The 22186-nt window shown below is 65.4% G+C and carries 16 protein-coding genes and 2 riboswitches; of the genes, 5 read left to right on the forward strand and 11 right to left on the reverse strand.

Annotated elements, in window-relative coordinates; all coding sequences use genetic code 11:
- Positions 1 to 237: 237 nt before the first annotated feature.
- Positions 238 to 1410, reverse strand: coding sequence for a pyridoxal phosphate-dependent aminotransferase (locus IOC69_RS03095; protein WP_290542064.1), 1173 nt, complete (start codon positions 1408 to 1410; stop codon positions 238 to 240).
- 304 nt (positions 1411 to 1714) lie between these two features.
- Here IOC69_RS03095 and IOC69_RS03100 point away from each other — a divergent pair, with 304 nt between their 5' ends.
- Positions 1715 to 3280, forward strand: a complete 1566-nt coding sequence (locus tag IOC69_RS03100; RefSeq protein ID WP_290542065.1) for a glucan biosynthesis protein — start codon at positions 1715 to 1717, stop codon at positions 3278 to 3280.
- Positions 3253 to 5133: a glucans biosynthesis glucosyltransferase MdoH gene (gene mdoH, locus IOC69_RS03105; protein WP_290542066.1), complete on the forward strand. Its 1881-nt coding sequence runs from the start codon at positions 3253 to 3255 to the stop codon at positions 5131 to 5133. Before IOC69_RS03100 ends, mdoH begins: the two co-directional genes overlap by 28 nt.
- Before the next feature lie 190 nt (positions 5134 to 5323).
- Here mdoH and IOC69_RS03110 read toward each other — a convergent pair whose 3' ends face one another.
- Positions 5324 to 8770 carry an acyl-[ACP]--phospholipid O-acyltransferase gene (locus IOC69_RS03110; protein ID WP_290542067.1) on the reverse strand — a complete coding sequence of 1149 codons (3447 nt, stop codon included), beginning with the start codon at positions 8768 to 8770 and terminating at the stop codon, positions 5324 to 5326.
- A 169-nt stretch (positions 8771 to 8939) separates the two neighbouring features.
- Here IOC69_RS03110 and IOC69_RS03115 point away from each other — a divergent pair, with 169 nt between their 5' ends.
- Positions 8940 to 9428, forward strand: coding sequence for a fasciclin domain-containing protein (locus IOC69_RS03115; RefSeq protein ID WP_290542068.1), 489 nt, complete (start codon positions 8940 to 8942; stop codon positions 9426 to 9428).
- Positions 9429 to 9789: 361 nt separating this feature from the next.
- Here the strand turns inward: IOC69_RS03115 and IOC69_RS03120 are convergent, their stop codons facing one another.
- The 6 genes from IOC69_RS03120 to IOC69_RS03145 all read right to left on the reverse strand — a co-directional run bounded on the left by IOC69_RS03120 (position 9790) and on the right by IOC69_RS03145 (position 16935).
- The gene (locus tag IOC69_RS03120; RefSeq protein ID WP_290542069.1) at positions 9790 to 11367 is read right to left on the reverse strand and encodes a 5-guanidino-2-oxopentanoate decarboxylase; all 1578 of its coding nucleotides are present in this window, start codon (positions 11365 to 11367) and stop codon (positions 9790 to 9792) included.
- A 1-nt stretch (position 11368) separates the two neighbouring features.
- Positions 11369 to 12355 carry a peptide ABC transporter ATP-binding protein gene (locus IOC69_RS03125; protein ID WP_290542070.1) on the reverse strand — a complete coding sequence of 329 codons (987 nt, stop codon included), beginning with the start codon at positions 12353 to 12355 and terminating at the stop codon, positions 11369 to 11371.
- A complete protein-coding gene (locus IOC69_RS03130; RefSeq protein ID WP_290542071.1) occupies positions 12352 to 13338 on the reverse strand; it encodes an ABC transporter ATP-binding protein in 987 nt (328 codons plus the stop codon). Before IOC69_RS03130 ends, IOC69_RS03125 begins: the two co-directional genes overlap by 4 nt.
- 1 nt (position 13339) lies before the next feature.
- The gene (locus IOC69_RS03135) at positions 13340 to 14248 is read right to left on the reverse strand and encodes an ABC transporter permease subunit (RefSeq protein WP_290542072.1); all 909 of its coding nucleotides are present in this window, start codon (positions 14246 to 14248) and stop codon (positions 13340 to 13342) included.
- On the reverse strand, positions 14238 to 15251 hold the full coding sequence (locus tag IOC69_RS03140; RefSeq protein ID WP_290542073.1) for an ABC transporter permease subunit: 1014 nt from the start codon (positions 15249 to 15251) through the stop codon (positions 14238 to 14240). Before IOC69_RS03140 ends, IOC69_RS03135 begins: the two co-directional genes overlap by 11 nt.
- A gap of 82 nt (positions 15252 to 15333) precedes the next feature.
- Complete coding sequence (locus IOC69_RS03145; protein ID WP_290542074.1) at positions 15334 to 16935, reverse strand: ABC transporter substrate-binding protein; 1602 nt, start codon at positions 16933 to 16935, stop codon at positions 15334 to 15336.
- Positions 16936 to 17086: 151 nt separating this feature from the next.
- On the opposite strand from IOC69_RS03145, the gene IOC69_RS03150 reads away from it, so the two are divergent.
- Complete coding sequence (locus IOC69_RS03150) at positions 17087 to 17887, forward strand: phytanoyl-CoA dioxygenase family protein (RefSeq protein WP_290542075.1); 801 nt, start codon at positions 17087 to 17089, stop codon at positions 17885 to 17887.
- Between the two features lie 175 nt (positions 17888 to 18062).
- On the opposite strand, the gene IOC69_RS03155 is transcribed toward IOC69_RS03150, so the two are convergent.
- Positions 18063 to 19154, reverse strand: a complete 1092-nt coding sequence (locus IOC69_RS03155) for an FAD-binding oxidoreductase (protein ID WP_290542076.1) — start codon at positions 19152 to 19154, stop codon at positions 18063 to 18065.
- 105 nt (positions 19155 to 19259) lie between these two features.
- On the opposite strand from IOC69_RS03155, the gene speB reads away from it, so the two are divergent.
- On the forward strand, positions 19260 to 20222 hold the full coding sequence (gene speB / locus IOC69_RS03160; protein ID WP_290542077.1) for an agmatinase: 963 nt from the start codon (positions 19260 to 19262) through the stop codon (positions 20220 to 20222).
- A gap of 137 nt (positions 20223 to 20359) precedes the next feature.
- Here the strand turns inward: speB and rnhA are convergent, their stop codons facing one another.
- Positions 20360 to 20806, reverse strand: coding sequence for a ribonuclease HI (rnhA, locus tag IOC69_RS03165; protein ID WP_290542078.1), 447 nt, complete (start codon positions 20804 to 20806; stop codon positions 20360 to 20362).
- Positions 20803 to 21765 carry a 4-hydroxy-3-methylbut-2-enyl diphosphate reductase gene (ispH, locus tag IOC69_RS03170; RefSeq protein ID WP_290542079.1) on the reverse strand — a complete coding sequence of 321 codons (963 nt, stop codon included), beginning with the start codon at positions 21763 to 21765 and terminating at the stop codon, positions 20803 to 20805. Before ispH ends, rnhA begins: the two co-directional genes overlap by 4 nt.
- Positions 21766 to 21964: 199 nt before the next feature.
- Positions 21965 to 22053: riboswitch (glycine riboswitch) on the forward strand.
- Positions 22054 to 22172, forward strand: a riboswitch (glycine riboswitch).
- The last annotated feature ends 14 nt before the right edge of the window (positions 22173 to 22186 follow it).

Genomic DNA, 22186 nt, shown 5'->3' on the forward strand with positions numbered 1-22186 from the left:
AGATCAAGACCATCCTGGCGCGGCTTGTATTTCCGCCACCTGTCAAACGCGCCTTCGTGTTCAGTTGGTCACTCTGGCGGCGCGTTCACCAAGCCCATGCCGCCGAGGCCCACTACCGCGCAAGACTCACCACGCAGACGCAACTGTAGTACTAAAGGGTGTCGTCCCCGCGCAAGCCGGGACCCCGCGTTCCAGATATGCCGAACCAAAGCCGGGGTTGACGGCAACGGGAGCGGATCAAATCTTTTCCGCCAGCCTCACGATGCGCCGCGAGGCCTCGGTGATATCGTCGATGCCAACCGTCAGCGCCACGCGCAGGTGCCCGGCGCCGCCTTTGCCGAAGCTTTCGCCCGGCATGGTGACGACGTTCTCCTCCGTCAGCAGCCGCCACGCGAAGTCCTCGCCGGAAAGCCCGGTCCTGCGCACGTCCACCATCACGAACATGCCGCCCCCCGGCATGCGGGCGGAAACGCTTTTCGAGCCTTCGAGCGCCTTCACCAGGGCGCGCGCCCGCTTTTCGTAATTGGCCTTCATGGCGTCGAGCTCGGGGAAATGGTTGTCGAGCGCGAAGGCCATCGCGTCCTCAAGGAAGGGCTGCGAGCCGAACAGCATGGTCTCGGTCACCGGAATGCAGCGGTCGCAGAACTCAGGCGACGCCGCGATCCAGCCGCAGCGGAAGCCCGGCATCGCATGCGACTTCGAGATCGACGACACCACGATCGTCCGCTTCTCCAGCTCCGGCACATCGAAGGGCGAGGCGAAGACATGGTTGCCGTAGGTGAGCGTGGCATAGACCTCGTCCGAGACGATCCACAGGTCATGCTTCACGGCAAGTCTGCCGATCTTCTCGATCTCGGCGCGGGTGAACACGGCACCCGTGGGGTTCGATGGCGTGTTCATCAGCAGCACGCGGGAATTGGGCGTGATGTGTTTCTCAAGGTCCGCCGCCTTCAGGTGGAAGCCCTGGTCCGGGTCGGCCCTGACCGGAACCGGAATGCCCCCGGCGGCGGCAATCACCCCTTCATAGGTGGCGTAATAGGGGTCCGCCATCAGCACCTCGTCGCCCTCGCCGACCACCGTCATCATGGCGGCGTAAAGCGCCGTCTGGGTGCCGGGCAGATAGATGAACTGGTCCTCGTGGATCGCCCGGCCGGTCTGCCGGGTATAGAGGCGGGAAAGCGCGCGGCGGACATTGGCCTCGCCCCGGCCCTCCGCATAGCCGATGCGGCCCGCCTGCATCTGCCGGTTGGCCTCGTCCAGAATGGCGGCGGGGGGCGGCGCGTCAGGTTCGCCGATCGACAGGAAGATCACCGGCTCGCCTTCCGCGGCGCGGCGCTTGCCCGCGATGTGAACGGCCCATTTTTCGGAGCCCAGACCGTTGAGCCGCTCCGTCACTTGCGCAAATTTCATCTTGGAAACCCTTGTTTGGCCACGCGTTTACAGCATTTTCAGGTCGAGCTGACACCCGTTGACCGTCGAAAATGCGACAAAACAAATAGATAAAGCAGGTTTCGATTCCACTGAACCGAAACCTGCCCTGGAGCATGATCCGCGAAAGTGGAACCGCTTTTGCGATGAGATCATGCTCAAGCTTTTGATCTGGCGCATGGCATGGCCGCGGTCGAGCAGCCGCCGGTGGCCCCGTCAGGGGCCTTTACATTTCTGGAGGTTAGGATATTTTGTGCGCTGCACTATATTTCCGGAATTTCCGCGCATGAACTTCTCACGGCGTCAGCTCCTGGGGTCGGCGGCATTGCTTGGCGCGGCCATGGCGTTGCTGCATGCGGGCGCTGTTCCCGCCTTCGCGGACGCGCCCGCCGGCCTGTTCGTCGATCGGTCCCCCTTCGCTGAGGATCAGGTTCGCAAGCTGGCCGAGGCGCTGGCCCAGAAGCCCTGGGAAGACAGGCGCATCGCCATGCCGCCGGGATGGGAGAAACTCACCTACGACCAATTCCGCGACATCCGCTTCAACCCGGACAAGTCGTTCTGGAAGGGCGAGCCGCATCGGTTCTCCTTCGACCTTTTCCACTCCGGCTTCCTGTTCACGGCCCCCGTGGATGTCCACGTGGTCCAGGACGGCGAGCAGGCCCGCATCAACTACAGCCCGGACCTCTTCACCTTCGGCCCGCTGGCGCCAAGGACAGACGGCAAGACCGACCTCCACTATTCCGGCCTCAGGCTCCGCTACCCGATCAATTCCCAGGATTACAATGACGAGTTCGTCGTGTTCCAGGGTGCGAGCTACTTCCGCGCCGTTGGCAAGGGCATGATTTATGGTCTCTCGGCCCGCGGCCTTGCTGTCGATACCGGACAGCCCAAGGGCGAGGAGTTCCCGGCCTTCCGGGCCTTCTGGGTGCGCAAGCCAGACGCGGCCGCCACGACAATCGTGGTCGAGGCGCTGCTCGACAGCCCCTCGGTCACCGGCGCCTATAAGTTCTCGATCAAGCCGGGCGACGACACGCAGATCGATGTGGAACTCACCCTCTACCCCCGCCGCGACATCGCGCATGTGGGCATCGCGCCGATGACGTCGATGTTCCTGCTCGACTCCCTCAGCCGGCCGGTCGATGACTACCGCCCGGCGGTCCATGACTCGGACGGGCTGATGATGCAGACCGGCGCGGGGGAATGGCTGTGGCGCCCGCTCGCCAACCCCAGGACGCTGCAGGTCTCGGCCTTCATCGACCAGAGCCCCAGGGGCTTCGGCCTGATGCAGAGAAAGCGCGACTACCGCGATTTCATGGACCTTGAGGCGCGCTACGAAAAGCGCCCCAGCCTATGGGCGGAGCCCATCGGCGACTGGGGCCAGGGCGACGTGGAACTCTACGAAATTCCAACGCTCCTTGAGTCCAACGACAATATCGTGGCGTTCTGGCAGCCCAAGGACGGGCTGAAGCAGGGCCAGAGCTATTCCTACGTCTACCGCCTGCACTGGAGCCTCGACTGGCCGGATGACCTGCCGGTGGCGCGGACGGTGTTCTCGGGCGCCGGCACGGACCCGAATTTCACAGCCGATCCGCCATCTTATGATCCGGATTTGCGGCTTTACGTTCTCGAATTTGCCGGCGGGGATCTGACCGGTGACATTGCGGCGGATGTCACGGCTTCCGCGGGGACCATCTCGAATGTGCACATCGTTAAGAACGACGTCGCGAAGACCACACGGCTTGCCTTCGAGCACAATGTCAGTGGAGCAGATGTTGCGGAATTGCGCGCCGTGCTGAAGCGCGGCGACATCAGGGCGAGCGAAACATGGCTGTTCCGGTGGACCAGAAGCTGACCGGCGCGACACCGGCGGAAGCGCCGCTCGCCATGCCCGTGCAGAACCTGCGCGCCTGGGCAGGCAAGCCCGCGTCCGCCGGCAATCCGCGCGGCGTCACGCTGGCCAGGCTCTTCGTGTTCGGCGCCTCGCTCCTCATCACCGGCCTCGGCACCTGGAAAATGTATCAGGTCATCAGCCCGGTGAACGTCACCACGCTACAGGTGCTCTTCGCCAGTTTCTTCGCCTTGACCTTCGCCTGGATCGCCTTCTCCTGCGCCAGCGCCATCCTCGGCTTCCTCGTGCTGCTGTTCGGCAGGGCCAGGCTGCCGCCGCTCGCGGAGACCTGCGAGATGGGCCGCACGGCCCTCCTCATGCCCGTCTATAACGAAGATCCGGAGCGCGTCTTCGCCGCCCTCTCGCGCATAGGGCTCGCGCTGCGCCGCGAGGGGGTCGCCCGCCACTTCGACATTTTCGTGCTGTCCGACACCCGCAAGGACCACATCGCCGCCGCCGAGGCCGATGCCTGTGAATGGCTGAAGCGTCAGCTTGGACCCGCCGTCAAGGTCCATTACCGCCGCCGCGGCAACAACCATCACCGCAAGGCGGGCAACATCGCCGATTTCGTCACCCGCTGGGGCGGCGCTTACGACCACATGATCGTGCTCGACGCCGACAGCGACATGTCGGCCGGGGCCATGATCACGCTGGCCCGCGCCATGGCGGCGGACCCGAAGGCCGGCATCATCCAGTCGCTGCCGCTCCTCCAGAACCGCTGGACGCCGTTTGCGCGCATGACGCAGTTCGCGGGCCGCGTCTATGGCCCGCTGGTGGCCGCGGGGCTTTCCGCCTGGCATGGGCGTGACGGCAATTACTGGGGCCACAACGCCATCATCCGGACAAAGGCCTTCGCCGGGGCCTGCGGCCTTCCCGAGCTCCAGGGCCGCAAGCCCTTCGGCGGCCATGTGCTGAGCCATGACTTCGTCGAGGCCGCGCTCATCCGCCGCGCCGGCTGGGCCGTCTACATGCTGCCCGGCCTCGCCGGCTCCTACGAGGAAACGCCGCCCTGCCTCATCGACCTCGCCACGCGTGACCGGCGCTGGGCCCAGGGCAATCTGCAGCATATGAAGATCGCCGGCGCCAGCGGCCTTCACTGGGTCAGCCGCGTGCACCTCGTTCAGGGCATCATGTCCTACCTCGCCTCGCCCTTGTGGCTCATGCTGCTGCTGGCGGGCCTGCTGCTCGCCACCGTGGCGCGCCATACCACGCCCAACTATTTTCCGGACAGCTTCTCGCTCTTCCCGGACTGGCCGGTGTTTGACCCCGAACTGGCGCTCAGGCTCTTCGCCATCACCTTCGTCGTGCTCTACCTGCCGAAGCTGCTGGCGCTGATCCTCGCATTGAAGGACAGTGAACTCCGCAAGGGCTGCGGCGGCGCCATCGGCCTCCTCAAGAGCGTGCTGGCGGAAACCTTCGTCTCCATGCTGCTCTCGCCAATCATGATGCTGATCCAGTCACGCGTGGTGGCGGATGTGATGATCGGCCGCGACTCCGGCTGGAACGCCCAGAACCGTGACGACCAGGCCATGCCCTTCAAGGCCTGCGCCCGCGTCCATGCCTTGCACGTGCTGGCGGGTATTGCATTCGGCGTGCTGGCCTTCCACATTTCCTGGGCCACCTTCCTGTGGCTGTCGCCTATCGCTGGCGCCCTCATGCTCGCGCCGCTTGTCTCGTGGGCCACCGGTATTCCCGAGCTCGGCCGCAAGCTCTGGCATTGGAACGTCTTCCGCATCCCCGAGGAAGCGCCACGCAAGGCCGAAGAGGTGGTGGCAGAGGCCGAGCTCGTCGAGCCGCTGCTGGAAGCCGCGCAGTAGACTTTCGTCCTCGCCCGCCTCAACGGGAGACGACGTGAAACATCACGCGGCTCTCACCGCCCACGCAGTTTCCCAGAGCATGATCTGATCGCAAAAGCGGGTTCCACATTTGCGGATCATGCTCAAGCCCGTCATCCAGGCGAAGGCCGGGATGATGAATCGAGGGATGCAGCCGAAGTAACGCTTATCCCTAAGGCTTCACTTGCTCCCGCGCCATGCGGTTCAGCGTCTGGTAGTCCGTCTTGCCCGACCCCAGCAGCGGCAGCTCCGTCAGCGCGATCACATTGCGCGGCGCCATCAGCGCCGTGGCATTGGCTTCCTTCAGCTTCTCCTGCACCGCCCGCGCATCGATCGCCGCGTCGGTGGTGAACATCACGAGCTGCTCGCCTTTCTTCGCATCCGACACCGCCACAACCGCGTGCTGCGCCTGCGGGAAGGCCTCCGCCAGCATCTGCTCGACAAGCCCCAGCGACACCATCTCGCCCGCGATCTTGGCGAAGCGCTTGGCGCGGCCCAGGATGGTGACGAAGCCATCCTCGCCGATCTTCACGATGTCGCCCGTGTCATACCAGCCATCGGGCGGCGCCTCGATCACGCCCGGATTCTCGGCGCGCAGGTAGCCCAGCATGATGTTCGGCCCCTTGACGAAAAGCCGCCCGCCCTCCTCGATGCCCGGCACCGGCTCCAGCCGCCACTCGATCTGGTCGAGCAGCCGCCCCACCGTGCCGGTCCGGAAATGCATGGGCGTATTCACGGCGATGACTGGCGAGCATTCTGTGGCGCCATAGCCTTCGAGAATGCGCAGGCCGAACTTCTCCATCCAGGCCTCGCGCGTTTCGGGCTTCACCCGCTCCGCGCCCGCCACCACCAGCCGCAGGTTGAAGAAGTCGTAAGGATGCGCACTCCGCGCATAGCCCATCAGGAATGTATCGGTGCCGAACAGCGCCGTGGCATTGGTGGAATAACACAGCTCGGGCACGATCTTGTAATGCAGCGGAGATGGATAGAGGAAGGTGCGCACGCCAGCCAGCACGGGCAGCAGCGCGCCGCCCGTCAGCCCGAAGGCGTGGAACATGGGAAGCGCGTTGAACACGATGTCGGAGGCGGTGAAGGCGATGCGCGCCGCCGCCTGATAGCGGTTGGCCTGCAGGTTTCGGTGCGACAGCACCACGCCCTTGGGCAGGCCCTCCGAGCCCGAGGTGAACAGGATCACGGCGGGCGAATTGGGATCGTTCGAAGCCCCCGCCATGCGCAGCGCGGTTTTCGAGAAATAGCGCGCGAACAGGCCATAGAGCTTGTCCGTGAAGGTCAGCCCCTCGCGCAGTTCCTCAAGGAAGATCACCATGCGGCCCGCGGAGACCAGCGCAAGGTCCTGCTCCATCCCGCCCGCCTCGATGAAGCGCCTGGAGGTCACAATGGTCGAAGCCTGCGAAGCCTTGCAGGCCGCCGCCATGTTCACCGCGCCGGTGGAGAAATTCAGCATGGCCGGCACGCGCCCGAAAGCGTGCAGGCCGAAGACCGTCAGCAGGCAGCCGATGGAATTGGGCAGCAGCACCGCGACGTTCTTCTGGCCCGGCGTCATCTCCGCCATGCGGCGGCCGAGGACGAAGCTTCCCATCGCCAGCCGGTCGTAGCTCGCCGGGTTTCGCGCGATGTCCTCCACCACCTTGTGGCCGCGGCCATGAATGTGGCGCGCGTCGAGCAGCGACTGGAACAGCGTCCTGTCGATCTGCGAGGTGCGAAACACCATGTCGGCCATCACGTCATAAAGCTTGTTCGCCTGGTGCTGGCGCAGCGCCGCTCCCTTGAGGCCATCCGGCGCATTGAACTTCACCGGCGGCAGGAAGGTGATGGTGATCCTGGGGAACCACCGGAGCCGCAGCTTGCCGCGCATGCGCGAGAAGGGCGTATAGAGCGCACCGTCGATCCGCACCGGCAGCACCCGCGCGCGCGCCATCTGCGCAATGGCGCCGGGGCCTTCATATACCTTCATCAGCGCGCCGGTGACGGTGAGGCGGCCTTCCGGGAAGATCACCACCCTGCGGCCCTTCTTCAGCTCGTCCACCAGCAGGCGCAGCGCCATCGGGTTGGTGGGGTCGATCGGGATCATCTTGAACAGGATGAAGGAGGGCCTGGCCCACCACGCCTGCGACACGTGGGTGTCGATGGCGAAGCTCGCGCGATCCGGCAGGAAGGCCGAGAGCAGGGGCCCGTCGAGCAAGGACGTGTGGTTCGCCACGATCACCGCCTTCCTTCCCGCCGCCTTGTAGTTCTCCAGCCCCTTCACCTCCACGCGGTAGCAGACGCGGAAGACGAAGCGCGCGATGGAGGCGGTGAGTTCCTGGGTGAGAAGCCGCGCCACGAAAATGGAGGCGACGGCGTTGCACAGCCCCAGCAGCAGGAAGAAGGCCTGCGCCGACATGAACTTCAGCAGCACAGCGCCCGCGACGGCCGAGACGATCATGAAGATGGCGTTCATCACATTGTTGGCCGCAATCACCTGCGAACGCCGCGACGGCACGGCGCGGTGCTGCATGATGGCATTGAGCGGCACGGCATAAAGCCCGCCGAAGAATGCGACGAAGAACAGATCGATGCCGACGCGCCAGCCCTGCCAGTGGCCGAAGAAGGCCGCGAGTCCGGCGCCCGAGGAACCGGCCATCGCTTCATGCGCGGCCCCGGCCGAAAAATACAGGTCGAGCAGGAACACCGTCATCATGATCGAGGCCACCGGCACGTAGCGCGGCGACACCTCGCCCTTGAGCAGCCGGTTGGTGAGCAGCGAACCCGCCCCGATGCCGATGGTGAACAGCCCGATGAAGGCATTGGCCACCGTGTCGTCCGCCATCAGCACGTCACGCGTGAAGACGGGAAGCTGCGCCATGATGGCCGCGCCCAGGAACCAGAACCACGAGGCGCCGATCACCGACCAGAAAACGTCCTCGCGCTCGCGCGCATAGGAGAGCAGCTTCTTCGTGGCGCGGTAAATGTTCCAGTCGAACTTGATCGAGCTGTCGCCAGGCGCCGGTGGCATCAGGAAGGCGCAGCCCCAGGCGATCGCCGCCAGAACGATGATGGAAATGGCGAGGATGTCGCGCCCCACGCCTTCCAGCACCAGGAAGCCGCCATAAAGGGTTCCCAGCAGAATGGTCACGAAGGTGCCGAGCTCGATCAGCGCATTGCCGGCGATCAGCTCCTCGCGCTTCAGGTACTGCGGCAACACCCCATATTTGAGCGGCCCGAAGAAAGCCGCCGTGGTGCCGGCAAGAAACAGCACCGTGAGATGCATGTATGGGTTTTCGAGATAGAGGCTCAGGCCGCCGAACACCATGGCTGCAAGGTCGAACAGCTTCACCCAGCGCGCCACTTTCGCCTTGTCATATTTGTCGGCAAGCTGCCCGGCAATGGCCGAGAACAGGAAATAGGGCGCCATGAACAGAGCCAATCCCGCCTGCACGAACAAGGCCGCGTCGAAATGGAAGCGCACCGCCAGGTCGTAGGTGATGAGAATGGCGATGCCGTTGCGCACCGCATTGTCGTTAAAGGCGCTGATCGCCTGGGTGACGAACAGGGCCAGGAAACTCCGGCGCTTCAGAATTGCAAACTGGCTCCGCGTCTCCTTCGGTTCTGGCGTCATAAGCTTTCAGGCCCCCCTCGGTCCGATTGTTTCAGGCTCCGGCGGGACTATGTCAGAGCCGCGGCGGATCATCAAACATGGAAAACGAATTCGTGATTTTCCGCGCGTAAACCGGTTGGGAAATGCAGCCGTAATCCGCATTGTCAATTGTGACACATGGAGATCACCAATGAAGCGCCTTCGCAATCTCGCCGCCGCCGCCGCCATTGCCGTTTCGGGCTTTGCCTTCTCGGCCCAGGCTTTCGCCGCCGACATCGTGGACACCGCCGTCGCCGCCGGCAACTTCAAGACCCTGGTTGCCGCCGTCCAGGCCGCGGGCCTTGTTGACACGCTGAAGGGCCAGGGCCCCTTCACCGTTTTCGCCCCCACGGATGAAGCCTTCGCCAAGCTGCCGGCCGGTACGGTCGAAACCCTGCTGAAGCCCGAGAACAAGGACAAGCTCGTCGCCATCCTGACCTATCACGTCGTCCCCGGCAAGGTGATGGCCGCAGACGTCGCCGGCAAGGAGCTGATGGTCAAGAGCGTCCAGGGTTCCGAAATCTCCGTCAACGGCAAGGACGGCGTCATGGTTGACGGCGCCAAGGTCATCCAGGCCGACATCGTGACCGACAATGGCGTGATCCATGTGATCGACGCGGTGATCATGCCGAAGATGTAAGGCCTTTGCCGGGCGGTGTCTTTCCCTTGGGCACCGCTCCGGTCTCTTGTGTGTTGTGTTCGCGTAAAATTCCAATTGCAGTCCCATTCCCTACCGTTCCGTTGCCGGGTCTGTCCCGGCGATGCTTTGAATTTTGCCCGCGTGTCTCCACGCTCTCTCGTCCACCGGCGCTCACTTCCCACCGCTCATCATCACCGGGCTTGTCCCGGTGATCTTTTTTGCCGTCCGCCGAAAAGGATGCCCGGGACAAGCCCGGGCATGATGGAGGCTGAAGGGTCGCAAGACCCAATTCTGGAGTTCGCGCCTCTCCAGCATATCGAGCGCGCGCTGTCAAGGACTAATTTCTTCAACTAGGATTGACCTATCCCGCCACCATGCGCGGCGTCATCTCGATCAGCGTCGGACCCTCGGCCTTCAGCGCCCTGGCGATGGCGGCGGCCAGCGCCTTCAGGTCCTTCGGCTGTTCGGCATTGACGCCGTAGGCCCTGGCAAGCGCCTGAAAGTCAGGGTTCATCAGCGTCACGGCATTGGGCTGGATGCCCTTGCGCACCATGTCGTCCCGGATCTCGCCCAGCGCATTGTTGTTCCACATCAGGATGACGATGGGCAGCTTGTGCTCGGCGGCCGTGCCGAGCTCGTTGACCGTATACTGGATGCCATAATCGCCGATCAGCACGGCAACGGGCCGGTCACCCACGCCGAACTTGGCGCCAATGCCGACGGGAAGGCCGAAGCCCAGCGTGCCGAAGCCCACGGGGTGCAGCCAGGTGCGCGGCATGGAAACGGGGAACACCTCGTTCGCCGCATAGGCGATCTGCGTCATGTCGGAGCAGATCACCGTCTCCTCCGGCAGTTCCTTGCGGATCACCGCGAGGACCTTGGTGAGCATGGCGCGCAGCGCATCCGGCTCGCCCATGTCGAAACTCGCCGCGGCCTTGCCCTTCCTGTCCGTGATGTCCTTCGCGATGAGCTCCAGCGCCTCGCGCGCGTCGCCGAGGATGGCGATATCGGCCGTGTGCGGCCGCGCCATCACCGCGGGGTCGAGGTCGATCCGGATCAGGTTTTTCCCGATCGCCAGCGCGTTGTTCCAGTGATCTGTCTCGGAGAGTTCCGAGCCCACGCAGAGAATGGCGTCCGACTCCGCCACCAGCGTCCAGAAGCCCCCGCGCGCCATCACCTGGCCAAGGCACAGCGGGTGCCCGGTGGGAACGGCCCCCTTGCCGGCGGTGGTGGTGATGATCGGCGCCTTCAGTTTTTCGGCAATCCCGACGGCCGCCTTGCCCGCACCCAGCGCACCGCCGCCCAGCAGGATCAGCGGTTTCTTCGCCGCGTTGAGCCTGGCGGCGGCCGCCGCGGTCTGCCCGGCATTGGGCGCGGGCCGCTTGGGCAGGCCGCGCGCCGTCCAGCCTTCGCCCGCGGGTTCCTTCAGCAGGTCGAGCGGCGCCTCGATATAGACGGGGCGCGGCCGCTGGCTGGCGAAATGCGCGAAGGCCGCCGCCACCGCATCGCGCAGGTCCTTGGGCGTGTGGCAGCGGAACGTGAGCGCCGTCACCGCGGCGGCGCCGCCGCGCTGGTCGATCATCTCGTGCAGCCGCCCGCGCCCTTGCGCCGAATCGCGGATGTCGAGCGCGGAGGAGATGACGAGCACGTTGCTCGAGTCGGACCACGCCTGGCCCAGCGGTGTGAGAATGTTGGTGAGGCCGGGCCCGGTGATGGTGAAGCACACGCCGGGCCTGGCCGTAGCGCGCGCGTAACCGTCGGCCATGAAGCCCGCGCCCTGTTCGTGGCGCGCCAGCACGTGCCTGATGCCCGAGCGCGGCAGCGCGCGGTACATCTCGACGTTATGCACGCCCGGAATGCCGAAGATGGTGTCCACCCCATAGGCTTCGAGAAGGCCGACGAGGGCTTCGCCGGTCGAGAGTTCTGCGCGTTGCGGCATGTCAGGCTGCTTTCGTTGACGGCTCGGGCGGGTTCACCGCATGGCATGCCACAAGGCTTCCGCCATGCGCAAGCAAGGCCGGATTGGCGCGCGCGCACGGTTCGAACGCCCACGGGCACCGCGTGTGGAAGGTGCAGCCCGAAGGCGGGTTGATGGGCGAAGGCAGCTCGCCCGTGAGCACGATGCGCTCACGCTTGCGCTCGGGGTTGGGCCGCGGCGTCGCCGACAAGAGCGCCCTGGTATAGGGGTGCTGCGGGTTGTCGAACACCGCGTCGCGCGGTCCGTGCTCCACTGCCCGGCCCAAATACATCACCATCACATCGTCCGCGATGTGGCGCACAACCGACAGGTCGTGGCTGATGAACAGATAGGCGAGATTCAGCCGCTCCTGCAAATCGGCCAGCAGGTTCAGCACCTGCGCCTGGATCGACACGTCCAGCGCCGACACCGGCTCGTCGAGCACGAGCAGTTCCGGGTCCAGCATCAGCGCGCGCGCGATCGCTATGCGCTGGCGCTGGCCGCCAGAGAACATGTGCGGATAACGGTCGTAATGCTCGGGTCTGAGGCCCACAGCCGCCATCATTTCGCGCGCCTTGCCGGTGCGCTCCTTCGCGCTCATCCTGGTGTTGACGAGCAGCGGCTCCTCCAGCGCGTGGCCGATCTTCTGGCGCGGGTTGAGCGAGCCATAGGGATTCTGGAACACGATCTGCACGCGTGCGCGCAGCGCCCTCAGCGTTGCCGCGGAAGCCCCCACGATCTCCTCGCCGCCGATGTTGAGCGAGCCCGAGGTGGGAAGCTCGATCATGGTGATGAGGCGGGCGAGGGTCGACTTGCCGCAGCCGGACTCGCCGACAACGGCCAGAGTCTTGCCGCGCCCGATCGAAAAGCTCGCGCCATCCAGCGCCTTCAGCGTGGCTGAACCTGAGAAGGCCCCGCGGGAGACAGTGTAATGGCGGGTCAGGTCGTGGGCGGTGACGACGATGCTCATGCCGCCTTCTCCCGTCCGGGGTGGTTCCGCGGCACGCCGTCATGCAGCGGATAATGGCACAAGGCGCCATCGAGGCGCGCGGGCTTTGTGCCGCGGCAGAGCTCGGTGGCAAGCGCGCAACGCGGGGCGAACAGGCAGCCCGCGGGCCGGTCAAACTGGCCTGGCACCACGCCGGGGATCGAGGGCAGCTTGCGGCCCGTGGCGCGCTCCGGCAGCGCCGCGAGCAGGGCGGCGGTGTAGGGGTGGTGCGGGTCACGGAACAGGTCCTTCACCGCCTGCTCCTCCACCTTCTGACCGGCATATTGCACCGAGACGCGCCGGGCGGTTTCCGCCACCACGCCCATCGAGTGGGTGATGAGCACGAGGCCCATGCCGGTTTCCTTCTGCAGCTTGACGAGCAGGTCGAGGATCTGCGCCTGGATGGTGACGTCGAGTGCTGTGGTCGGCTCGTCGGCGATCAGAAGCTTGGGGTTGCAGGCAATCGCCATGGCGATCATCACGCGCTGGCTCATGCCGCCCGAGAGCTGGTGCGGGAACGCCCGCAGCCGCTGCTCCGGCGAGGGAATGCCGACAAGGCGGAGGAGTTCGGCGGCGCGCGCCTTGCGCTCGGCCTTGCCCATGTCGAGGTGCTCCTTCAGCGTCTCCATGATCTGGAAGCCCACGGTGAAGCACGGGTTGAGGCTCGACATCGGCTCCTGGAAAATCATGGCGATGTCCTTGCCGATGATCCTGCGCCGCTGGCTGGCGGCGAGCTTCAGCAGGTCGCGGCCCTCGAAGGTCATGCGATCGGCTGTCACCTTCGCGGTCCAGGGCAGGAGGCCCATCACCGCCAGCATGGAGACGGACTTGCCGGAGCCAGACTCGCCGACGATGGCCAGCACCTCGCCCTTGTCGACGGCGAGGCTCACGCCATCGACGGCGCGGAAATAGCCCGATCCCGTCTTGAACCCGACGGTGAGATTCTCGATCTCGAGCATGGCCATCTCAGCTCCTCCTCAGCCGCGGATCGAGCGCATCGCGTAAGCCGTCGCCCATCAGGTTGATGGCCAGCACGGTGGTGAGAATGGCGAGGCCCGGGAATGCCATGACCCAGGGGTGGGACAGCATGAGGTCGCGCGTGTCGGCCAGCATGGCGCCCCACTCCGGCGTCGGCGGCTGCGCGCCAAGGCCGAGGAAGCCCAGGCCCGCCGCCTCGAGGATGGCGTCGGAGAGGCCCAAGGCGGCCTGCACGATCAGGGGTGCAAGGCAGTTCGGCAGCACCGTCACCGTCATCAGCCGGAACCTGCCGACGCCGGAGACCCTGGCCGCCGTCACATAATCCCTGGTGAGTTCGGTCAGGGCCGAGGCGCGCACCAGGCGCACATAGCGCGGCAGGCCCACCACGGTCACCGCGGCGATGGTGTTGGCGAGGTTCGGACCGATGATGGCAATGATCAGGATCGCCAGCACCAGCGAGGGGATGGCCATGATCAGGTCCATGACGCGGATGATGATCACGTCGATGATGCCGCCGAAGAAGGCGGCCGAAAGGCCCAGCGCCACGCCCGCCACCATCGACACCACCATGACGGACAGGCCGATGAATAGCGAGACGCGCGCGCCATACATCAGGCGCGAGAGCATGTCGCGGCCCACCGCATCGGTGCCGAGAATGAATCTGGGATCGCTGCCCTCCACCCAGAAGGGCGGAAGCTTGGAGAAGCCGCGGAACTGCTCGATCGGGCTGTAGGGGGCGAGCAAGGGCGCGAAGACGGCGACGAACAGGATGAAACCCACCACCGCGAGGCCCAGCACGGCCCCGCGGTTTTCGCGGAAGGCCCGCCAGAAGGCGCGGAAGGGTCCGGGCGGGGCGGGTGCTGCGGCGGCGGCCGGAAGGCTCGCGTCACCTGGCATGGCGGATCCTCGGGTTGATGAGGCCATAGAGCATGTCGACCAGCAGGTTGACGATGATGACGATGGTGGCGATCAGCATGATGCCGCCCTGCAGTGCGGGATAATCGCGGCGGTTGATCGACTCGATCAGCCATTTGCCCACGCCGGGCCAGGAGAAGATCGTCTCCGTCAGCACCGCGCCGGCAAGCAGCCCGCCCACCTGCAGACCGATGACGGTGACGACCGGGATCAGCGCATTGCGCAGCGCATGGACGCCGACGACGCGCGTCCAGGACAGGCCCTTGGCCCGCGCCGTTCTGACGTAATCCTCCTCCAGCACTTCCAGCATGGAGGAGCGCGTCATGCGCGCGATGACGGCGAGCGGCAGGGTGCCGAGCACGATCATCGGCAGGATCAAATGATGCACGGCGTCCCCGAAGGCGCCCTCCTGGCCGGAGAGCAGCGAGTCGATCAGCGCGAATCCCGTCACCGGATCATAGAAGTAGTTGATGAGGTCGGTGCGGCCAGAGACCGGCGTCAGGCCCAGCGTGTTGGACATGACCAGCACCAGGATCAGGCCCCACCAGAAAATCGGCATGGAATAGCCGGTCAGCGCCAGGCCCATCAGCGTCTGGTCATAGAAGCCGCCGCGCCGCGAGGCGGCGATGACGCCGGCCGGAACCCCCAGCACCACGGCAAAGAGCATGGCGGTGAGGGTCAATTCCACCGTCGCCGGGAAGAGGGTGAAGAACTCATGCAGCACGGGCGATTTGGAGACCAGCGAAGTGCCGAAGTCGCCATGCAGCAGGCCATTGGCATAATCGAGGAACTGCTTCCACACCGGTTGGTCGAGGCCCATTTCGTGGCGCAGCTGCGCCAGCCGCTCGGGGCTGATGCCGCGCTCGCCGCGGCGCACCTCGATGGGGTCTCCCGGCACCAGGCGGACCATCACGAAGGTGATGAACATCAGCGCGATGAATGTCGGGATGGTGAGCGCCAGGCGCCTGAGGAGAAACCGGATCATGTGAACCCGCGTGTAACGCCCGCCGGGCGCCGGACAGAAAAGCCCTTCCCCCGGTTCGGCCGGGAGAAGGGCGGCGCCGTTTTTATTCGAGTTCCACGTTCTGGAATTCGTGGGCTCCGAGCGGGCTCACCTTGTAGCCTTTCACATTCGTGCGGATGGGCTCATAGACCGTCGAATGCGCGATGTTGAGCTGCGGCATCTCCTCCGCCTGGATCTTCTGCGCTTCCTTGTAGAGCTTGGCGCGTTCGTTCTGATCGGTGATCTGGACAGCCCTGTTCACCACGTCCTGGAACTTGGCGTTGCACCACTTCGGAATGTTGTTGCTGTTGGGCTTGCCCTCGCTGTTGCAGCCCAGCAGAACGCCGAAGAAATTGTCCGGGTCGCCGTTGTCGCCGGTCCAGCCCAGCATGCCGGTCATGTGTTCGCCGGCCTGCATGCGCTTGCGGTACTCGCCCCACTCATAGGAGACCAGCGTCGATTCCACGCCGATCCTGGCGAGGTCGGCCTGGATCATTTCGGCCATGCGCTTGGCATTGGGGTTGTAGGGGCGCTGCACCGGCATCCACCAGATGTCGATCTTCAGGTCCTTAACGCCGGCATCGGCCAGCATTTTCTTCGCCTTTTCGGGGTTGTATTCGACGCCCTCGATGCTCTCGTCATAGGACCACATGGTCGGCGGGATCAGGTTCGTGGCCTTCTGGCCAGCCCCCTGATAGACTTCCTTGAGAATGGCATCGCGGTCGACCGCCATGGCGAAGGCCTTGCGCACTTCCCTGTTGTCGAAGGGCGGCTTCAGGTTGTTCATGGCATAGTAGCCGATGTTGAGGCCAGCCTGCTCCAGAACCTTGACGTCCGGGTTCTTCTTGATTTCGGGGAGATCCGCCGGGTTCGGCGCGATCATCACCTGGCACTCATTCGCCTTCAGCTTCGCATAGCGCGCGGTCGCATCCGGCGTGATGGCATAAACGAGGTTGTCGATCTTCGGCTTTCCGGCCCAGCCGTCGAAGGCCTTGAAACGGATCACCGCATCCTTCTGATAGGCCACGAACTCGAACGAACCGGTGCCGACCGGAATCTGGTCGAACTGTTCGGGCGTGCCCTTGTCGAGCAGGTACCTCGCATATTCGGCCGACTGGATGGCGGCGAAGTCCATCGCCAGGTTGGCGATGATCGGGGCATTGGGCTTCTTCAGCTTGAAGATGACCGTCAGGTCGTCGTCGCCCTTGGTGATCGACTCCAGCAGGTCCGGCATGCCCATGTCGTTGAAATAGTCAAAGGAGCCGCCGGAGATCTTGGCATAGGGATGGTCCGGCTTCGACTGGCGGTCGAAGGACCAGATCACGTCCTCGGCGGTAAGGTCGCGGGTGGGGGTGAAGCCGTTGACGCCCGAATGGAACTTGACGCCCGGACGAAGCTTGAAGGTGATGGTCAGGCCGTCGGGCGACACGGTCCAGCTCTCGGCAAGCGCGGGCTCCACTTCCGTGGTGCCGGGGGTGAACTGCACGAGGCGGTTATAGACGGGGCGGGCGGCGTCGAAGCTGGTGCCCGTGGTGTTGATGGCGGGGGTGAAGTTCTCCGGCGAGCCTTCCGAGCAATAGACCAGCGTTTTCGCGGCCTCGGCGGCATTTGCCGCCAGCATGCTGGAGGCGAGCAGAGCCGCGCCCAGCAGAATCCTGATTTTCATGAATTACTCCCTGTCGTCTTTTTACCCGCCCTCCGGGGGCGTATCAGCACTCAAGCACGAAAATTGGCCTCGATCAAAAGAGGCAAAATGCGGAACGGTTTACGCCGCCCGCCCGGGCTGGCAGAATGCCCTGATCCCAAGGAGTTCCGCCATGCCGAGCCGTATTCCGCCCGAAACCATCGAAGCCTTCCGCCGCGACGGTGCCTGCGTGCTGCGTGGGGTGTTCACCGCCTGGGTGGAGACGCTCCGCAAGGGTGTGGACCGCAATCTGGCCGAGCCCTCGGCGGACGTGAAGATCTACCAGGGCAAGGGCGGGGCGGGCCGATTTGTCGGCGATTACTGCAACTGGGACCGCATCCCGGAATACCGGGACTTCATCTTCAATTCGGATGCCGCCGCACTGGGCCGCGAGCTGATGGGCACGAAAACCGTCCGCCTCTTCCACGAGCATGTGCTGGTCAAGGAACCGGGTGCGGACGTTCCAACCCCCTGGCACCAGGACCAGCCCTATTACTGCGTGGACGGCACCGACACCGTGTCGCTGTGGATCCCGCTCGACAGCGTTCTGCGTGAGCGTACGCTGGAATTCGTGGCGGGCTCGCACACGTCCGGCAAGTATTACCGCCCGGAGCGCTTCAACAAGACCGCACTCAACGAGAACGACGGTCTGGAGCCGGTGCCGGACATCGACAACAACCGCGACAAGTTCAACGTCCTGGGCTGGGCGCTGGAGCCGGGCGATGCGGTGGCCTTCAGTTATCTTACGCTGCATGGCGCCCCCGCCAACAACAGCAAGGTCGACCAGCGCCGCGCCTTCTCGCTGCGCCTGATGGGCGACAATGTGAGGTACGCGCGCCGCGAGGGCATCAACACCTCGCCGCCCTTCAGGGGCGTGACGCTCGCCCATGGTGCGGTGATGGACGCGCCGGAATTCCCGCTGCTGGCAAGTTAGTTGCCGCACGCGTCCTCTCCCGCTTTGGCGGGAGAGGAGGGGGCCCCAACGCAGTTGGGGCAGGTGAGGGGACGTGCGCACCATGCGGCAGGCCGTGCCTTGACTTCCCCTCATCTTCCCGTTGCGTTCCGCAACGGGGCCCTTCTTCTCCCGCTGAAGCGGGAGAAGACGAAAGTCAAGCAAACCTCTCCGGCGACATCCCGGCCAGCGCCAGCCCCTCGTCCATGATGTCCGCAGGCGGAGCGTCTCCGCGCACCAGCGCGGCCGCCAGCCGCGACAGGGCAGGGGATGACTGGATGCCATAGCCGCCCTGGCCGATCAGCCAGAAGAAGCCGTCCTCCTTGCCGTCATAGCCCACCACCGGGCAGCCATCGGGCGCGAAGGAGCGCAAGCCTCCCCATGTGCGTTCGACGCGTGTCACCTCGCAGTTCACCGCCTCCTGGAAGCGCGCGATGCCCTCGGCCAGCGCCATGTCGTCGGCATAGGCGTCATGCGGGTCCACCGGCGTGGCCTCCGCCGGAGAAATGAGCAGCTTCCCGGACTGCGGCTTGCAGTACCAGGTCTCGCCCACGTCGCCCACCATCGGCCACGTCATGAAATCCCCGCCCCCGGGGCCGGGCGTCACCGCCATCGACCGGCGCATGGGCTGAAGGCCGATGGGCTTTCGCCCCGCCATCTCCGCCACCGCGTCGCCCCAGGCGCCCGCCGCATCCACAATGATCGGTGCACGGAGCGTTTCGCCCCGGGCGGTCAGCGTCCACTGGCCTCTCTTCTCGAGGCCGGTCACGCCATGGCCGCAATGCAGCGCGCCGCCCCTCTGGCGGAACAGCTTCAGGTAATGCTGGTGCAGCGCGTCGACGTCGATGTCCGCCGTATGCTCGTCCAGCACGGCGAATGCGGCATAGCCGTCGACAAGATGCGGGAAGCGCTGTTTGGCGGCGGCCACCGAAATCTCGCGCATGCCTTTCTGCAGGCCCATCAGGCGCCGGAACTGCGCTTCCTGCTCCGGCGGCGCGAAGAAGATCGTGTCGCGCTTCGCGAGGAAGCCGCCCGCCCGGAATTCCGGCCCGGAGGCGCGCGTCAGCGCCAGCATGGGGGGCGGGCCGTAATTGGGCTCATACATGGCCGCCGAGCGCCCGGTGGCGTGGTAGCCGGGCCGCTCCTCCATCTCGCAGATGGCGACGCGGCGGTCCTCCGCGAGGTGGGCCGCGACGGACGCGCCGGCGATGCCGCCGCCGATGACGATGATGTCGAAATCCCTGCTCATGGTCTTCTTTAGCCGGGGCCCTGGCCCTTGCGCAAGAATGGCCCGCCGTATCATCATGACACCCACAAGCTTCGCCACGCCAATCAGGAACCGGGACAATCCGCCATGGCCGATTTCAACAAGCCCCTCTCCGGGCTGGTCACCCCGCGCTTCGGCGCGATCGCCACCTTCATGCGCATGCCGCATGTGGACCTCGATCAGGCGGAGGGGATCGACATCGGCCTCGTGGGCATTCCGTGGGACGGCGGCACGACAAACCGTCCGGGGCCGCGCCATGGGCCCCGCCAGATGCGCGACATGTCCTCCATGGTGCGCCCCATGCACCAGACCTCGCATGTGGCGCCCTCGCAGCTTGCCAACATCGCCGACCTCGGCGACTGCCCGGTGAACCCGGCTGACGTGATGGACAGCCTGACGCGGGTGGAAACCTACTTCACGAAGCTCGTCGCCAAGGGCATCCGCCCGCTGTCGGCGGGCGGCGATCACCTCTGCTCGCTGCCCGTGCTGCGCGCGTTGGGCGGGACGGAGCCCGTGGGCATGATCCATTTCGACGCCCACACGGATTTGTATGACGGCTATTTCGGCGGCTTCAAATATACGCACGGCACGCCCTTCCGCCGCGCCATCGAGGAGGGCGTGCTGGACCCCAAACGCACGATCCAGATCGGCCTCCGCGGCTCGATGTATGACCTTGACGATTTCGAATGGGGCGAGAAGATGGGCGTGCGCCTCGTGCGGATCGAGGAGGCGATGGAGAAGGGCCCCAGGGCCATCATGGCGGAAGCCCGCAGGATCGTCGGCGACGGCCCCACCTATGTGAGCTTCGACATCGACTGCCTCGACCCCGCCTATGCCCCCGGCACCGGCACGCCGGAAATCGGCGGCTTCACGACGTTCCAGGCTCAGGCGATGCTGCGCGAGATGCGGGGACTGCACATCGTCGGCGGCGATGTGGTGGAGGTGTCGCCGCCCTTTGACCCGTCAGGCGTGACCGCGCATGCGGGCGTCACCATGATGTTCGAGATCCTGTGCCCCATGGCGGAGGACGTGGCGAAGCGGAGGACGTAGCTCACCGCTGCCGTGAACAGGACTCTCACCTTCGCCCGGCTTGACCGGGCGATCCTTTTTGGTTCGACCGGAAAAGGATGCCCCGGTCAAGCCGGGGCAAGGTGAAGGACAGAGTACGGAAAACTGGGGCGAAAGCCTCACCTTCTCTTGAACGGCGCCATGCCTTCGCGCGCCAGTTCGTCGGCGCGTTCGTTGTCGTCATTCCCGGCGTGGCCCTTCACCCAGCGCCAGCTCACCTTGTGCAGCTTCAGCGCGTCGTCGAGGCGCCGCCAGAGTTCGGCGTTCTTGACGGGCTTCCTGCCGGCGGTCTTCCAGCCGTTCGCCTTCCAGCCGTGGATCCACTTGGTGATGCCGTCCTTCACATATTGCGAATCGACATGCATCTCCACGTCGCAAGGGCGCTTCAGGGCTTCGAGTGCAGAGATCGCGCCCATCAGCTCCATGCGGTTGTTGGTGGTGTTGGCCTCGCCGCCGGAGAGTTCCTTGCGCGTGCCGTTGTAGTCGAGGATTGCGCCCCAGCCGCCGGGGCCGGGATTGCCGGAGCAGGCCCCGTCCGTATGCATGATCACCTTGTTCGCCGTCATGCCGGGGAGGCCGCCTCGCGGAGTTCCCGCGGCAGCTTGAAGGAGACATTCTCCTCGCGCAGCGTCACCGTCTCGACGGTGACGTCATAATGCGCGCGGAAGGCCTCGATGATCTCGTTCACCAGCAGCTCCGGCGCGGAGGCCCCCGCCGTGATCCCGATGGTGGAGAGGCCCTGAAGCGCGGGCCAGTCCAGCCCGGACGCCCGCTGCACCAGCATGGAGCGCGGCGTGCCGTTCCGCTCGCCCACCTCGACCAGGCGGCGCGAATTGGATGAATTGGGCGCACCCACCACGAGCAGCAGCTCGACCCGCGGCGCGATGGCCTTCACCGCTTCCTGCCGGTTGGTGGTGGCATAGCAGATGTCTTCCTTGTAGGGGCCCCTGATCGCCGGGAAGCGCGCCTGGAGTGCCGCGATCACGTCCCGCGTGTCATCGACCGACAGCGTGGTCTGGGTGACCCAGGCCAGCTTCCGCGGATCCTTCACCTCGAGCTTCGCCACGTCCTCCACCGTCTCGATCAGCACCACGGCACCCGGCGGCAATTGCCCCATGGTGCCGATCACCTCCGGGTGGCCCCCGTGGCCGACGAGGATGATCCCGAAGCCCTCGGCATGGTGGCGCTGCGCCTCCATATGCACCTTGGTGACGAGCGGGCAGGTGGCGTCGAGCTGGAACATGTGGCGCGCGGCTGCCGCCGCGGGAACCGATTTCGGCACGCCATGGGCGGAGAACACCACCGGCCGGCCGTCATCGGGGATCTGGTCCAGCTCGTCGACGAAGACGGCGCCCTTGGCCTTCAGCCCATCGACCACGAACTTGTTGTGCACAATCTCGTGGCGCACATAGACCGGCGCACCATAGAGGGCCAGCGCCCGCTCCACGATGTCGATCGCCCGCACCACCCCGGCGCAGAAGCCGCGCGGGGCGGCGAGAAGGATCTTGAGAGGCGGCTTGCTCATGGCCCAAGAGATGCGGGGGCGCGGCCGCGATGTCAACCATCCACCGCCTGACGCCCCGCCAGCCGCCACGCCAAATCCCCCCAATGACCGGGACCCGCGCCGAAACCCGCCCGCCCGGCGCCTTTTCCGCAGAGCAGGTCTGACGTCAGGCGCACTTGACTTGGATGCGGATGAGCTTAGGTTGCATCCCGTTCAGCACAGCGCCCTGTGCGGAAGAGACCGGGTCGCACCGGCGCCGAAGGAGCAACCGCCCCGGAAACTCTCAGGCAGAAGGACCGGCAGGGCGTAAGGTCGAACTCTGGAGAGCAGCGGGTCTTCGACAGCGCCCGCTCACCGAAGGAGCAAAGCAGCCAGCACCGGAGTGACTGGCCTGTGAAATCTCTCAGGTCTCGTACAGAGGGGGCAGATCCGGTTTCGCCGG

This window comes from Aestuariivirga sp., from assembly GCF_020252405.1.
GTDB lineage: Bacteria > Pseudomonadota > Alphaproteobacteria > Rhizobiales > Aestuariivirgaceae > Aestuariivirga.

Coding starts and splice junctions, on each gene's coding strand:
- IOC69_RS03095 (WP_290542064.1), bottom strand. CDS start 1,410: ATGAAATTTGCGCAAGTGACGGAGCGGCTCAACGGTCTGGGCTCCGAA.
- IOC69_RS03100 (WP_290542065.1), top strand. CDS start 1,715: ATGAACTTCTCACGGCGTCAGCTCCTGGGGTCGGCGGCATTGCTTGGC.
- mdoH (WP_290542066.1), top strand. CDS start 3,253: ATGGCTGTTCCGGTGGACCAGAAGCTGACCGGCGCGACACCGGCGGAA.
- IOC69_RS03110 (WP_290542067.1), bottom strand. CDS start 8,770: ATGACGCCAGAACCGAAGGAGACGCGGAGCCAGTTTGCAATTCTGAAG.
- IOC69_RS03115 (WP_290542068.1), top strand. CDS start 8,940: ATGAAGCGCCTTCGCAATCTCGCCGCCGCCGCCGCCATTGCCGTTTCG.
- IOC69_RS03120 (WP_290542069.1), bottom strand. CDS start 11,367: ATGCCGCAACGCGCAGAACTCTCGACCGGCGAAGCCCTCGTCGGCCTT.
- IOC69_RS03125 (WP_290542070.1), bottom strand. CDS start 12,355: ATGAGCATCGTCGTCACCGCCCACGACCTGACCCGCCATTACACTGTC.
- IOC69_RS03130 (WP_290542071.1), bottom strand. CDS start 13,338: ATGGCCATGCTCGAGATCGAGAATCTCACCGTCGGGTTCAAGACGGGA.
- IOC69_RS03135 (WP_290542072.1), bottom strand. CDS start 14,248: ATGCCAGGTGACGCGAGCCTTCCGGCCGCCGCCGCAGCACCCGCCCCG.
- IOC69_RS03140 (WP_290542073.1), bottom strand. CDS start 15,251: ATGATCCGGTTTCTCCTCAGGCGCCTGGCGCTCACCATCCCGACATTC.
- IOC69_RS03145 (WP_290542074.1), bottom strand. CDS start 16,935: ATGAAAATCAGGATTCTGCTGGGCGCGGCTCTGCTCGCCTCCAGCATG.
- IOC69_RS03150 (WP_290542075.1), top strand. CDS start 17,087: ATGCCGAGCCGTATTCCGCCCGAAACCATCGAAGCCTTCCGCCGCGAC.
- IOC69_RS03155 (WP_290542076.1), bottom strand. CDS start 19,154: ATGAGCAGGGATTTCGACATCATCGTCATCGGCGGCGGCATCGCCGGC.
- speB (WP_290542077.1), top strand. CDS start 19,260: ATGGCCGATTTCAACAAGCCCCTCTCCGGGCTGGTCACCCCGCGCTTC.
- rnhA (WP_290542078.1), bottom strand. CDS start 20,806: ATGACGGCGAACAAGGTGATCATGCATACGGACGGGGCCTGCTCCGGC.
- ispH (WP_290542079.1), bottom strand. CDS start 21,765: ATGAGCAAGCCGCCTCTCAAGATCCTTCTCGCCGCCCCGCGCGGCTTC.